This is a genomic window from Thermosynechococcus sp. QS41, from assembly GCF_031583515.1.
Taxonomy (GTDB): Bacteria; Cyanobacteriota; Cyanobacteriia; order Thermosynechococcales; family Thermosynechococcaceae; genus Thermosynechococcus.
Genome location: NZ_CP134181.1, coordinates 2127848 through 2141138, shown reverse-complemented (window position 1 = coordinate 2141138; position 13291 = coordinate 2127848). Strand labels below are relative to the sequence as shown.

The 13291-nt window shown below is 53.5% G+C and carries 17 protein-coding genes and 2 tRNA genes; 13 read left to right on the top strand and 6 right to left on the bottom strand.

Translation table 11 applies throughout. The annotated features are described in order from the left end of the window. Positions 1 to 6: 6 nt before the first annotated feature. Together RHJ80_RS10585 and RHJ80_RS10580 are read right to left on the bottom strand one after the other, a co-directional pair. Positions 7 to 174, bottom strand: coding sequence for a potassium channel family protein (locus RHJ80_RS10585; RefSeq protein WP_310800948.1), 168 nt, complete (start codon positions 172 to 174; stop codon positions 7 to 9). 21 nt (positions 175 to 195) lie between these two features. Then, on the bottom strand, positions 196 to 783 hold the full coding sequence (locus tag RHJ80_RS10580) for a Uma2 family endonuclease (RefSeq protein WP_310800947.1): 588 nt from the start codon (positions 781 to 783) through the stop codon (positions 196 to 198). Between the two features lie 243 nt (positions 784 to 1026). On the opposite strand from RHJ80_RS10580, the gene RHJ80_RS13215 reads away from it, so the two are divergent. From RHJ80_RS13215 to RHJ80_RS10545, 8 genes are all read left to right on the top strand, one after another. Further along, entirely contained in the window at positions 1027 to 1098 is a 72-nt protein-coding gene (locus RHJ80_RS13215; RefSeq protein ID WP_206201689.1) for a PQQ-binding-like beta-propeller repeat protein, read from the top strand. A gap of 34 nt (positions 1099 to 1132) precedes the next feature. Next, positions 1133 to 2134, top strand: coding sequence for a hypothetical protein (locus RHJ80_RS10575; RefSeq protein WP_206200132.1), 1002 nt, complete (start codon positions 1133 to 1135; stop codon positions 2132 to 2134). 93 nt (positions 2135 to 2227) lie between these two features. After that, on the top strand, positions 2228 to 3379 hold the full coding sequence (locus RHJ80_RS10570) for an NAD-dependent epimerase/dehydratase family protein (protein WP_310438512.1): 1152 nt from the start codon (positions 2228 to 2230) through the stop codon (positions 3377 to 3379). Positions 3380 to 3392: 13 nt separating this feature from the next. Further along, entirely contained in the window at positions 3393 to 4229 is an 837-nt protein-coding gene (locus tag RHJ80_RS10565; RefSeq protein ID WP_310800946.1) for a sulfurtransferase, read from the top strand. Between the two features lie 30 nt (positions 4230 to 4259). After that, the gene (locus RHJ80_RS10560; RefSeq protein WP_302678267.1) at positions 4260 to 4856 is read left to right on the top strand and encodes a DUF3611 family protein; all 597 of its coding nucleotides are present in this window, start codon (positions 4260 to 4262) and stop codon (positions 4854 to 4856) included. A gap of 24 nt (positions 4857 to 4880) precedes the next feature. Continuing rightward, a complete protein-coding gene (pyrF, locus tag RHJ80_RS10555) occupies positions 4881 to 5585 on the top strand; it encodes an orotidine-5'-phosphate decarboxylase (RefSeq protein ID WP_310743768.1) in 705 nt (234 codons plus the stop codon). A gap of 53 nt (positions 5586 to 5638) precedes the next feature. Next, a tRNA-Val gene (locus RHJ80_RS10550) sits at positions 5639 to 5710 on the top strand. A gap of 54 nt (positions 5711 to 5764) precedes the next feature. Next, entirely contained in the window at positions 5765 to 6097 is a 333-nt protein-coding gene (locus RHJ80_RS10545; RefSeq protein ID WP_250681830.1) for a hypothetical protein, read from the top strand. On the opposite strand, the gene glmU is transcribed toward RHJ80_RS10545, so the two are convergent. Then, positions 6094 to 7443 carry a bifunctional UDP-N-acetylglucosamine diphosphorylase/glucosamine-1-phosphate N-acetyltransferase GlmU gene (gene glmU / locus RHJ80_RS10540; RefSeq protein ID WP_310743022.1) on the bottom strand — a complete coding sequence of 450 codons (1350 nt, stop codon included), beginning with the start codon at positions 7441 to 7443 and terminating at the stop codon, positions 6094 to 6096. The genes RHJ80_RS10545 and glmU overlap by 4 nt on opposite strands. Before the next feature lie 214 nt (positions 7444 to 7657). Between glmU and RHJ80_RS10535 the strand changes: the two genes are divergently transcribed. The 3 genes from RHJ80_RS10535 to RHJ80_RS10525 are packed head-to-tail and all read left to right on the top strand — an operon-like array spanning position 7658 to position 10284. After that, positions 7658 to 8386 (top strand): HpsJ family protein, encoded by a 729-nt coding sequence (locus tag RHJ80_RS10535; protein WP_310800945.1) that lies wholly within the window; start codon positions 7658 to 7660, stop codon positions 8384 to 8386. A gap of 37 nt (positions 8387 to 8423) precedes the next feature. Then, positions 8424 to 9593: a SpoIID/LytB domain-containing protein gene (locus RHJ80_RS10530; RefSeq protein ID WP_302678264.1), complete on the top strand. Its 1170-nt coding sequence runs from the start codon at positions 8424 to 8426 to the stop codon at positions 9591 to 9593. A gap of 52 nt (positions 9594 to 9645) precedes the next feature. Next, entirely contained in the window at positions 9646 to 10284 is a 639-nt protein-coding gene (locus RHJ80_RS10525; RefSeq protein ID WP_310800944.1) for a histidine phosphatase family protein, read from the top strand. 1 nt (position 10285) lies between these two features. Here RHJ80_RS10525 and frr read toward each other — a convergent pair whose 3' ends face one another. The 3 genes from frr to RHJ80_RS10510 form a co-directional block, all read right to left on the bottom strand. Further along, a complete protein-coding gene (frr, locus tag RHJ80_RS10520; RefSeq protein WP_149819259.1) occupies positions 10286 to 10834 on the bottom strand; it encodes a ribosome recycling factor in 549 nt (182 codons plus the stop codon). Continuing rightward, positions 10821 to 11549, bottom strand: a complete 729-nt coding sequence (gene pyrH, locus RHJ80_RS10515) for a UMP kinase (protein ID WP_206200124.1) — start codon at positions 11547 to 11549, stop codon at positions 10821 to 10823. The genes frr and pyrH overlap by 14 nt, the downstream gene beginning before the upstream one ends. 52 nt (positions 11550 to 11601) lie before the next feature. Further along, a tRNA-Arg gene (locus RHJ80_RS10510) sits at positions 11602 to 11675 on the bottom strand. 70 nt (positions 11676 to 11745) lie between these two features. Here RHJ80_RS10510 and nblR point away from each other — a divergent pair. Together nblR and RHJ80_RS10500 are read left to right on the top strand one after the other, a co-directional pair. Then, positions 11746 to 12435, top strand: a complete 690-nt coding sequence (gene nblR, locus RHJ80_RS10505; protein ID WP_149819255.1) for a response regulator transcription factor NblR — start codon at positions 11746 to 11748, stop codon at positions 12433 to 12435. Further along, on the top strand, positions 12416 to 12928 hold the full coding sequence (locus RHJ80_RS10500; RefSeq protein ID WP_310743019.1) for a DUF192 domain-containing protein: 513 nt from the start codon (positions 12416 to 12418) through the stop codon (positions 12926 to 12928). Before nblR ends, RHJ80_RS10500 begins: the two co-directional genes overlap by 20 nt. Positions 12929 to 13291 lie beyond the last annotated feature (363 nt).

The following is a 13291-nucleotide window of genomic DNA, read 5'->3' as shown; positions in this document are numbered from 1 at the left end:
CAAGACTTAGTTGGGGTTGGGACTATTCAGATATTGACTGACAAGCCGCGCCATGACAATTGCTGAATACATTTGACCAAAAATGGCCTCAAGATTGGCGATCGCCATCGCTAAAGGACTTGTGGGAGTAATATCGCCATAGCCCACGCTGGTGAGATGGGTAAGGCATGGCACAGGGAAGTCAAGGAATTCTTTTTAGGACTCACCTAACTCAACGTCTGCATAGAGATCACTGAGTTTTAAGGAAGTCTGTAACGAGGGCAGTAGTAGTTCCTGCGTAATATCTTGCCAAATCGTGAGCAGCCATTGATATTCAGCCTGCCGCAAATATTGTTCAACAAAGGGGCGATCTTGGCTAATCAGGAGATATTCTTGCAGGGTTGGAATCTGGCGATAGTCGAAAAATTTTGTCCCGCGATCGCGATCCGCTGTCGAAGGCGATAAAACCTCAGCAATGAAAATCGGCTGCATCACCACATCGTTGCGTCCCGCCACCAAGGGCACCGGCTTCGGCGTCACCATGACATCAGGATAGTAGTACGACTGCGTTTCCGGAATCCAGAGGCGTTGATCTGTGACAAAGACGCGGTAGGGCTGTCCCTTGAGTGCCAAACTCAACAGAACAGTTAAGGAACGAACCAACTCATTATGATTAACGCTGCCCCCGGGCATAGTGTAAAGTTCTCCTTGGCGATACTCATGACGTTCCGTTGCCACCACTTCTTGAGCTAAGTAAGCTTCCGGAGTGAGGTACGTGACCGCTGGCTCCAATACTGTGGTCATCAGAGTTCCCGTCAACGCGATAGTTCAATCCTAAGCAATTCAACGCCCCTTTCTAACATATGGGGTACACGGTGAAATGTTCTTCTACTAGGGTTTTGAGCGTGGTCAATTCTTGGGACAGAGTCTGTCAGTGAAACGTCGCCAAATCAACCGCTTACTCCTCTGGGGAAATGCAGGCTTGGTAGCCAGTTTGACCCTCCGCTAATGGCGTGAAGCCCAAACGCGGGTTCCCGATGACAGCGAATTTCACCTGTTGTTTGGGACGGCAAGGTCTATATTGCCGCACGGGATGGTTATCTCTACTGTTTGGGATAGGCTATACTGCTGAAGCTGTGGTTTTCGCCGACCAATGGAGCCAACGCCTGACTTTGTTTTGCCCATTCCGGCTGCGGATACTCCCCTCTCTGAGGAGGAATTTCTTCAACAGGTGCGCCAAGCGTGGCAGGTGTGTGAGCGCTTTGATCTACAAACAGAGATCTGGCGGGGGCAAATTCTACGGGCGGTGCGCGATCGCTATCGCCATCAAGGGGATGAGCGGGGTATTGGCTTTCAGCAGTGGCTCCAGGAACACGAAATTAGTAAACGCCGTGCCGATGATTTGATTCAGTTGGCCGATCGCGCCGATGAATTGCTCAAGGAACGTCCCCTGCCTCCCGAAGCCATTTCTCGCTTTAGTAAACGCGCCTTTTTGGAAACCGCCGCAGCGGATCCTGAGGTGCAAGCCCTGATTACCCAAGCCGCAGCAGCGGGCGATCGCATTACCCACCGTGAAGTGCGCCAACTCCAAGCGGAATGGACGGCTCTGCACTCTGATCTCTTACCGCCAGTGGTGCGCCAAAAGGCCAGCGATCGCACCCTTGCCCCCCGCTACGTTGCCCCCTTAGTCAAAGAATTAGAAAAGCTCCCCCCCCAACAGCAGCAGGAACTCTCCCAAGAACTGGCCAGCGATCCCAGTGTGGAAACGGTTAAGGAAATCACGGCGACGGCTCGCCAACTCAGCCGCTATCTTGAGGCCGCTCCCCAAATTCAAGCCCTCAAGACCCACCCTGTGGATCTGGAACAAGTCCTGATCGAAGCCCAGCGCCTTGAGCAACTGCAAACCGTTGCCGATCTCCTGCAGCAGGCCGCCCAACTGGAAAGTACCATTGCTCGGCTTTATACCACGTGGCAGCGCCTCAGCCATTTGAGCGATCGCCTCTACCAAGAATCGGGTGCCAGCACACCGCAATTACAAGCCCTATTAGAAGCCTTGGATTTTCTTTCTGGCGATATTGTGCAAATTGACTTAGCGGGACAAACCATTAAATTACATATCTTTTCTGAGAGTGAAACTCGCGCCCCCGAATTCTAACCCAATGGATCACCGATGTCCCCATTACTGGTAACGTGGTATGGAAGCCATTCAATGGCTGGCGGAGTAATTATCGATTTCAGCACGGTTAGCATGAGAGTCCTCGTAATTGGCGGTGATGGTTATTGCGGCTGGGCGACAGCCCTCTACCTTTCAAATCGTGGCCATGATGTGGCGATTTTGGATAGCTTGATTCGGCGCCACTGGGATGCCGAACTCTGTGTCGAGACCCTCACCCCGATCGCCCCCATTCAGCACCGTCTGCAACGCTGGCAGGATCTCACTGGCAAGAAAATTGGCCTTTATATTGGCGATATTTGTAACTATCACTTCCTTGAGCGTGCCATGCTGGAGTTTCAGCCCGAGGCGATCGTCCACTTTGGCGAACAACGCTCCGCCCCCTACTCCATGATTGACCGGGAGCACGCCGTCTTTACCCAAGTCAATAATGTTGTCGGCACCCTCAACCTGCTGTACGCCATCCATACCCACAACCCTGACTGCCACCTTGTCAAACTGGGCACGATGGGTGAATACGGCACCCCCAACATTGACATTGAAGAGGGCTACATCACCATTGAGCACAATGGTCGCAAGGATACATTGCCCTATCCCAAGCAGCCCGGTAGCTTCTATCACCTCAGTAAAGTTCACGATAGCCACAACATCCACTTTGCCTGCCGCATTTGGGGACTGCGCGCCACCGATTTGAACCAAGGGGTGGTCTATGGCGTGCTCACCGAAGAAACGGGCATGGACGAACTGTTGATCAACCGCCTTGACTACGACAGCATCTTTGGCACCGCCCTGAACCGCTTCTGTATTCAAGCTGCCATTGGTCATCCCCTGACGGTTTATGGCAAGGGCGGGCAAACTCGCGGTTTCTTGGATATTCGCGATACCGTGCGTTGTATCGAATTGGCCGTTAACAACCCCGCCGCACCGGGTGAATTCCGCGTCCTCAACCAATTCACAGAACAATTTAGTGTCGGTGACCTTGCCCACAAAGTCCAAGAAGCGGGTAAAGCCCTCGGCCTCAAGGTGGAAATCCAGCACCTCGAAAACCCCCGTGTTGAAAAAGAAGAGCACTACTTCAACGCCAAAAACACCAAACTGCTGGATTTGGGACTGCAACCCCACTACCTGTCGGATTCGCTCCTCGACTCCCTGCTGAACTTTGCCATCAAGTACAAAGACCGGGTGGATGTTAATCACATTCTGCCCAAAGTGAAATGGCGCGCCTAAACCCACGGCCGCTATGATCCCCTATGCCGTAACGGCGTCTTGGTTGGCTGAGCATTTGGCCGATCCCACAGTGGTGATTGTGGATTGCCGCTTTGACCTCATGGACATCACCCGCGGGCAACGGGAGTATGATCAGGGGCACATTCCAAGAGCCTACTATCTCGACCTAGAGCAGGATCTCTCCAGCCCTCGGCAAGAGCGTGGCGGGCGTCATCCCCTACCCGATCCAGAGAAGTTGGCAGCACGGCTCAATCAAATGGGGATTACCCCAGACACCTTGGTGGTGGCCTACGATGATTCGCGGTTTGCCTATGCCGCTCGCTGCTGGTGGCTCTTACGTTGGCTGGGACACGATCGCGCAGCGGTGCTTGATGGTGGCTATCGCGCCTATGTCGAAGCCGGGTATCCGACAACCCCTGAGGTTCCCTCGCCTCGACCGGGCAATTTCCAGCCCCATCCTCATTCGCAGTGGGTGGTGGATCGGACTGGCGTGATGGCTGCTCAAGCTGACCCCCAGACAGTGATTGTGGATGCCCGCGAACCCCGTCGCTATCGCGGTGAAATTGAACCCATTGATCCGATCGCGGGTCATATTCCCGGAGCAGTGAATTATCCGTGGCAGGCCATCTCCGATGCACAGGGGCGCCTGAAATCTGTGGCGGAACTGCAAGCCCACTGGCAGCCTTTGGCTGAGGCTGAGCAAATTATTGTCTATTGCGGATCGGGGGTAACGGCCTGTGTGGATATTTTGGGGCTGGCGATCGCTGGCCTGCATCAAACCAAGCTCTATGCGGGCAGTTGGAGCGATTGGTGTTCCTACTTGGCGGCACCTCATGACCGTTCGCTATGATCAAGCCTAAGCCCTCTTCCTCACCCGACCATGGAACGTCTTCCCAGTAATGCCCCCCCACCATCCCATCGAAGTACGACCCAGCCTCTCCACCGTCTTGGCCGTGAACTGCAACGCTTTGGCTGGATTGGCTTTTGGACACAGGTCGTCCTTGGCTTTGTCTCGCTGTTGATTATTATCATTGTTATCTTTAGTCGCCAATTCAATATCAATCGTCCGCAAAATGGCATGAATAGTCCCACACTGGGCTTAGTGCTGGCGATTATTGGTCTAGTGTTTTTGGGCGTGAGTATTTACTGCTGCTATCGCTATCCGCAACTGGGACGACGCTTGGATCGCCCAGAAAAACGCCCGACCAAGGAGCACGTGATCCGCAGTTTGAATATTGGTCTCTGGGTAAATATTGCGGGCATGATTTTTACGGTGGCTGCCGCAGAGTGGAATGTGGGCATGTTGTTGCTCAAGGTGCTGTCAATTCCCCAAGGGGCGGCGGTCTATGCCACTAATGTCTTGATTGAGCCGTTGGAGATTTTTGTGATTCAGGCGAAGGTGAATACGATTGCCGCTCAGTTGACGGGTATTATTGTGGCGCTGTGGTTGTTGCGCTGTGTGCGCCGTCCCCTGTGAATCGTCTGAGGAGATCCAAGAGACTTGTTTAATTCTCAAGAGGCTGTTGCCAGCAAAATTATTGTGGCCTTGGATGTGCCCAATTTGGAGGTCGCGATCGCCACTATTCATACGCTGCCCCAAGTGCAATTTTGGAAGGTGGGGCTAGAACTCTTTTGTGCCAGCGGGCCGATTATTCTCGATGTCCTCAAGGATCAGGGGAAGCGTATCTTTCTCGATTTGAAGCTCCACGATATTCCCAATACGGTGGCCGCCGCAGCCCGGGCGATCGCCCCCTATGGCGTGGACTTTGTGACTATCCATGCGGCAACGGGATTAGCGGGTCTGAAAAGCGCGCAGGCGGCTCTAGGGGAAAACGCCACCCAACTCATTGGGGTGACCTTGCTCACCAGCATTGACGCAAACACCCTGCAGCAAGAACTCCAGATTCCCCTTGATCCGGCCACCTATGTTGAACGCATGGCTGATCTAGCCCATCAAGCGGGACTGGCGGGCATTGTCTGCTCTCCTCAGGAGGCGGCACGGGTAAAACAACGCTGCGGAGAGGAGTTCTTGAGAATTTGTCCGGGGATTCGCCCCCTTGGTACTGCCACAGGGGATCAAGCGCGATCGCTGACGCCCAATGCCGCCTTTGCTGCTGGTGCCTCTTACCTTGTAATTGGCCGTCCGATTTTACAAGCAGCGGATCCCGCCGCAACCTTTGATGAAATTTGCCGCAGCGTTGTTTAAGGCAATTTACAAAAACCTGCAATCCAAGATATGATTAAGAATTGTCTGAACTAGGGCGATTAGCACAGTGGTAGCGCACTTCCTTCACACGGAAGGGGTCACTGGTTCGAATCCAGTATCGCCCATTGCTTAGTTCAAGTTATAAGATGAACATAATCAGACGAGTTTAGGACTCTGCCATGAGTACCCCGATTCCGCCGATTCAGCTTCCCCCTTGTGGTGACTGCACTGCGGATGCGGCATGGTTGGAGGCAGCTCTTCTCGATTGGCTCAACACCGAGTATTTGCCAGAAGCTGTGAATCTGGCGATCGCCCAGCGAGCCGCCCAAGTGTACCGCCGTCAGCGGCTGGAAGGGGAGCATGATCTTGGCGGCATTCTCTTGGCTCTGGTCACGGAGTTGCAAGAGTTTGATTTTTCCCAAAGCTTCTATAGCGAGTTTGCGGTTGCTAATGCGGTGAGTGATCTGCTCCTGCGGCGGCTGGGCATTGAACCCTGCTGTGGGGCGGGCTAGGCTTTGGGGTGCCAGTTGGGCTTGACCACTTGACGACAGCGGGCAATGACAAGGGCATTAGCCGGTACATCTTCTGTCACCGTTGAACCCGCCGCCACCGTAACATTTTCGCCGAGGGTTACCGGAGCCACTAAAACACTGTTAGCCCCGGTCTTGGTGCCGCTACCGATATGGGTGGGGTGCTTGCGCACGCCGTCGTAGTTGGCGGTAATGGTTCCTGCCCCGATATTGACGCGATCGCCCAAGGTGGCATCGCCTAGGTAGGACAGATGAGAGGCCTTGGTGTCACTGCCCAACTGCGCTTTTTTTAGCTCGACAAAGTTACCAATGCGGCAGTGATCGGCAACCAGGCTTTGCTGGCGGATGTGGGCAAAAGGCCCCACTTGGGTATCATGGCCAATCTCACTGTCGCTAATCACGGCATAGCGAGCCGTCACCCGTTCGCCAATCACACTGTTTTCAATCAAAGTGCCGGGGCCAATGATGCTACCACTGCCAATACGGGTTTGGCCGCGCAGGTGAGTTTGGGGTTCAATCACCACATCGGGAGCCAGCTCCACGGTGTCCTCAATGGTAATGCTGGCCGGATCAATCAGGGTCACCCCCGCCTGCATCCAAGCAGTTTTGATGCGATTTTGCAGCACTTGATAGGCTGCCGCCAACTGCACGCGATCGTTAACGCCCAAAATTTCCTCATAGTCTTCCACGTCCACCGCCATCACAGGACTGAGGGCATTGACGGCATCGGTGAGGTAGTATTCCTGCTGATCATTGTTGGATTGGAGATGGGGCAACACAGCAGCCAGTTGGGGCCAGTGGAAACAATACACCCCAGCATTGATGCGGCGGTTTTGCTTTTGGGCTGTGGTGCAGTCACGGTCTTCAATAATTTGCTTCAAGATATTCTGACTGTCACAAATCACACGGCCATAGCCCTGGGGGTTGGGAATTTGTGCCGTTAAAATCGTGGCCGCATTGTTGTGTTTCTGGTGGACTGCGAGCAACTTCGCCAGCGTCTCCCCACGCAAGAGGGGCACATCGCCATTGAGTACCAAAAGATGGCCTTCATAGTCCTTGAGGTGGGGCAAAAGCTGCTGTACCGCATGACCCGTTCCCAGTTGTTCGCGCTGCTCGACAAACTCCACGTGGGGTTGATCCGCTAAGGCAGCCCGCACTGTGTCGCCTCCATAACCAATGATCACAAACTGCCGTTGCGGTTGCAGAGATTGAACTTGGTGCAAAACCCAGCCCACCAGCGATCGCCCACCTAGGGGATGGAGAACTTTTGGCAGCGAGGATTTCATCCGTGTGCCTCGTCCTGCCGCTAAGACTGCCACAATGACCATGGATTTGTTGTGCCTCAATGCGCAAAGGGATGGCAAACGAGCAATACTGGGGAGAAGCAGCCCAGCCGCATCAGCGCCATGCACAATTGGAGTATACCAAGGTTGCGGTAGCCAAAGATAGCAGCACCACAGGCGAGTCAATGCGTCCAAGATGAATCAACGACCCCAAAATCCAGTAAGGTTGATGCAGTAGTTGACGAGTCACTCACAGTCCATGACTGCTTCAAAATCAACCAAGCGACCTGTCCCCTTGGCGGCTCAGTTCCTAAAATTGGTGGGAATCATCCTGCTCCTCACCTTTTTGGTCGAGTGGAGCATTCTCTTTATTACTCCCCAGTTCAATAACAGCCAGTGGCAACTCACGGTCGTTAACCAATTCATTGAGCGCGGTGCCACCCCCTTGATTGGGTTTGTCTTTATCTACACTGGCTTTTGGATTCAAGCGGTTTCTGGCAGTACGACGCAGCCGGAGCCGGGGGAACCTGCCCTCAAGGATTGGCGATTTTGGGTCTTTGTCCTCTCGAGTTTGCTAGGATTGCTCTGCCTGCTGGGGATTCCCCTCTACCTATCGATTACGGGGCAAATTACGGAACAGGCGGTCAACCAAATTAATCAAGAGGCGGCACAGGCAGAAATTCGGGTTGATCAGGAACAGCAGCAAATCAAACAACTGGCCAGTAGCGGTCAACTGGAGCAACTCCTCAAGAGCAATCAACTCCCCCCCGATCAACGGGCGATTCTCGAGCAGCTACAAAAAGATCCCCAAGCCCTTGATAAACAAGCGGGTCAGGCACGGGAGCGCATCCGCAACCAACAACAGGAAGCGGTGAATCGGGCGCAACAGGAAGCCTTTGTGAATCGTCTCAGGGTAGGAATTCGTAGTTTTCTATTGGCAGTGGGCTTCATTACCATTGGTTGGAGTGGTCTGCGCGAGCACCGCTAGGCATCGTCACCATTGCCGCCTACCTGAGGAGTAGAATATGCTTTACCTCATTGTGCGTTGGCGTCTTCTGTCGCAGTCGCTGGGTCTCGGCTGCTTGATCAGCCTGCTGCTCCAACTGACGGCCGCAGCAGTGGAATTGCGGGTCGCGGTTTTAGATCGGGTACGCCAAGTAACAATTAGTAGCTCCACCCCAGCGCAATTACGGGATGAGGCGGGTCGGGTGCTGACAGTGGCACCGCAGCAGAATATTACGGCGGTTCTGACGGGGGCGGGGGTACAAGCAGGGGGTGTGCAGGGGCGGCAAGTTTTCCTCGAACCTCGAGACCATGGCCTCGTGCGGGTGGGCGATCGCTGGTATCGCGGGCGGTTGCAATTGGTGAGTACCAGTGAGGGGATTATCGCCATCAACCTCGTGGATTTAGAGGAGTATCTGCCCAGTGTCGTGGGCAAGGAAATGTATCCCTCTTGGCCGCTGGAAGCCCTCAAAGCTCAAGCGGTGGCCTCCCGTTCCTTTGTCCTCTTTCGGCGCGATCGCGAACGCCGTCGTCCCGGTAGTCTTTTTGATGTGGGTGCCACCGTCACCCATCAGGTGTATCCGGGGGTCAGTTCAGAAACCGCCAGTACCCTAGCTGCCGTTGCCGCCACACGCGGTCAAGTGCTCACCTACAATGGCCAAATCATTGAAGCCGTCTTCCATGCCTCCTCAGGGGGTCACACCGAAAATTCAGAGCACATTTGGCAAAATGCCGTTCCCTACCTGCGCGGTACCCCTGACTTTGACCAAATCTCCCCCAACTTTCAGTGGACGGTGCGTTTCACGGCGGCACAACTGCAACAACGCCTCCCCGGTATTGGTACCATCGTTGGCTTTCGGCCCTTGCAATTGACTCCCCAAGGGCGAGTCATGGCAGTGCAAGTGGTGGGCACAGCAGGTAGCCGCACCATTTCAGGTAGTGAACTACGGCGGGTGTTGGGATTGCGCAGTACCCTACTGACGATTACGCCAGAGTATGGCAATGTGGCCAGTCAAAGGGGGCAAAGTGTGCCAGTGGCCTTTACAATTACTGGCCGGGGTCACGGTCATGGCTTGGGCATGAGTCAATGGGGGGCTTACGGTATGGCATTACAGGGCTACACCTACGACCAAATTTTGGGGCATTATTACCAAGGCGTTACATTGAGTGTATTGGACACGACTCAGCGTTGACGAGGTTTGTGCCCCTCGACTATGCTGCCCCTAGCGGTATGGGGTGAAGGTTGTGGTCTTAACACTCTATTTCTTGCGCCACGGGCAAACTAGCTTTAGTCGCGTCAATGCCTACTGTGGAGAACTGGATCCACCCTTGACGGATGCCGGTCTAGCGATGGCTGAGGCCTTTGCCGAACACTACGCCCAGTTGCCTTGGCAAGCCGTCTTTGTCAGTCCAACGTTGCGCACTCGAGCCACGGCACAGTTTTTGTGCGATCGCGTGGGTCTTCAAATGCAGGTTCGCGATGGTCTGCGGGAAATTTACTATGGTCAGTGGGAAGGCCTCTCCCCGGAAGAGGTGAATGCCAAGTTTCACGATGACTATGTGCGCTGGCTGGCGGATCCGGGCTGGAATGCCCCCACAGGGGGTGAGCGGGGGATTGACATCTACTACCGCAGTAATGCCGTTCTCTTAGAAATTGAGCGCGAGTATCCCGACGGCAATGTTCTGCTGGTTTCCCACAAGGCCACCATTCGGATTATGCTCTGTGGTCTTCTGGGTATTGATGTGGGACGGTTTCGCGATCGCATTGCTGCCCCAGTAGCCAGTGTCAGTATTGTCGAATATACCTCCCGTGGGCCATTGCTCCTTGCCCTTGCGGAGCGATCGCACCTGAGTCCCGAACTGCGGCACTTGCCGGGCACCTAGCCTATACGGTCATAATGTCCTTTTCTTTCTCGGCGAGCAGGGCATCAATTTTACCGATGTATTTATCGGTGAGCTTTTGCACTTTCTCTTGCAAGTCTTTCACTTCGTCTTCAGTGAGTTCGCCGGCTTTGCCCTCTTTTTTGATGTGATCAATGGCATCACGACGGATGTTGCGAATGGCAACTTTGCCCCCTTCGGCAATTTTGGCGGCAGTTTTCACCAGTTCTTTGCGTCGCTCTGTGGTCAAGGGCGGAATATTGAGGCGGACGCTGGAGCCATCGTTGTTGGGCGTCAATCCTAAGTCAGAGAGTTGAATGGCTTTTTCAATGCTGGCCAATGTGGAGCGATCGTAGGGTTGAATTAAAATCGTGGTTGCATCGGGGGTAGAGATGTTGGCCAAGGAGCGCAAGGGGGTTTCCGTGCCGTAGTAATCCACCATCACCCGGTCTAATAACGCCGCGTTGGCGCGACCCGTGCGGATACTATTAAAGTCATGCTGGGTTGCTTCAACCGATTTTTGCATCCGCTCTTCGACATCAGCTAATTTCACAGGAGCCTCCAACCATCGTACCAATGGGTTCCCCAGTCAAGGCACGGTAGATATTACCGGCCGTTTCTAAACTAAACACAATAATGGGGATATCATTATCTTTACACAGGGCGATCGCTGTACTGTCCATCACCGCCAAGTTATGGGTGAGGGCATGGGTGTAGGTGAGACTGCGGTAGCGACGCGCATTCGGATTTTTGTGGGGATCGGCATCATAGACGCCATCGACTTTAGTGGCTTTGAAGATCACTTCGGCATCAATTTCGGCAGCTCGCAGGGCGGCTGTTGTGTCAGTGGTAAAAAAGGGATTTCCTGACCCGGCTCCAAAGATGACCACCCGTCCCTTTTCCAGATGGCGAATGGCGCGGCGGCGAATGTAGGGTTCAGCCACCTCCTGCATAGCAATGGCAGTTTGTACCCGCGTAGGGACATTCATCTGTTCGAGGGCATCCTGCAGGGTCAGGGCATTCATAACGGTGGCAATCATACCAATGTAGTCTGCGGTCGCCCGATCCATGCCAGCCGCTGCCCCTTTCATACCACGAAAGATATTGCCACCCCCCACCACAATGGCAGTTTGAACTCCCGCTTGCACCACCTGAGCAATTTCGCTGGCAAATGCCTGCACCACTTTTGGATCAATGCCGTAGTTCAGGTTGCCCATGAGGGCTTCACCGCTCAATTTGAGCAATACGCGGCGATATTTAGGACTCATTGCGAGGATTCTTGCACTCCAATACGCTCCCCATCAACGATAGCAGGTTAGACGCGCCCGGTTGGACTCGAACCAACGACCAATCGCTTAGAAGGCGAGTGCTCTATTCCGCTGAGCTACGGGCGCATTTTTGAACATTTTCCCACAAGGCATAAGCTGAAAGTAAGATCTTCTCTTCATAGTAGGGATGATTGAGATGGAGCTAAATTCTCCCCCTTCACGTTTACTTTTGGTCTGTGCTGACAACCCCTTGTCACAGCGCATGGGGCAAGACCTCCAAGCCGCAGGCTATGACCCCGTGATTGCAACAACGGAAAAGGAATGTCACTTGGCCTGCGCAGAATGGCAGCCTGCCCTGATCATCATGGATCGCTATTTGGGGCGGCTCAACAGTATGGAGTTGTGCCAGCGGTTGCGCCAGCAGGGGATTAGTTTGCCAATTCTACTGATGCTGGAGAGCGATCGCCTAGAGGATCGGGTGGCGGTGCTGGAGTCGGGTGCCGATGATTACCTACTGCTGCCCTATAGTCCCAAGCCCTTTTTGCAAATGATTCAGCTTTATCTGAAGCCGCCAGTCACCCAAAGTGAGGTGTTGCGATTTGATAATTTGACCCTTGATCTCTTGACGCGGCGGGCGGAGCGCAATGGACGCACGATCGATCTAACGATGAAGGAGTATGAACTACTGAAGTTTCTCATGGAGCATCCCCGCGAAGTCCTTACCCGTGAGCAAATTTTAGAAAATGTCTGGGGCTATGACTTTTTGGGAGAATCCAACGTCATTGAAGTGTATATTCGCTATCTGCGGTTGAAGATTGAACCCGATGGCGAAAAACGATTGATTCACACAGTGCGAGGAGTGGGCTATGTTCTCCGTGAAGCCTAAGTTACGCTGGCTGGTTCTGGGATTGGTCACGTTGGGGTTACTGCTGGGCTGTCAAAGTCTGAGCCAAGGGGATCCGGCCGCACCCCCGCAAGTGGTTCGCGGCATTCCGCAATATCTACCCATTACGGCCAAGGCGCGCATTCACGATACATGGATTCAGTTGGAAGTGGCACGCACGCCGGCACAGCAGCAGTTGGGCTTGATGTTTCGTTCGGAGTTACCCCCCGATCGCGGGATGCTGTTTCCCATCTCTCCGCCTCAAGTGGCTAGCTTCTGGATGAAAAACTGTCTCATTTCCTTGGACTTGATTTTTCTTAGGGACGGTAAAGTGGTAGCGATCGCCCCCGCAGCGCCCCCCTGCGAAACCCTGCCCTGCCCCACCTACGAATCTGGGGTTCCAGTCGATGCCGTTTTAGAACTGGCAGGTGGCCGCGCCGCTGAATTGGGACTTAAGGTCAATGATTCTGTAAAGATACAGTACTTGGCGCCTTGACTGATGGACAGGGTTCCTTAACTCTTAAAGATTGTTGTTATTCCAAAGCAATTTGATTAAACTCCGTGCTGTAGCTTTGGTAATAAACTCTCTTCGTTTCCTAGCCTCGTCTACAGCCGTTGTATCTCCTTTACTTTCACTGCTTTTTTCTTCAATTAGAGTAAAAATTAGACCCACGATGCCAATAGCGGTCATGGTTTTTAGGTAGGTCGGTGATTTAGAGAGCTTGTCGAGCATAGTCTAAATTTTTGCAAGAAGTTTTATGACTAATATAATTTAGCCAAAATCCTAAGTTAAGTACTAAGACTCTGTCAAGGTTTGTTTCACATTTTTTTACTTTATCTACAATTGACCTCATTCCCT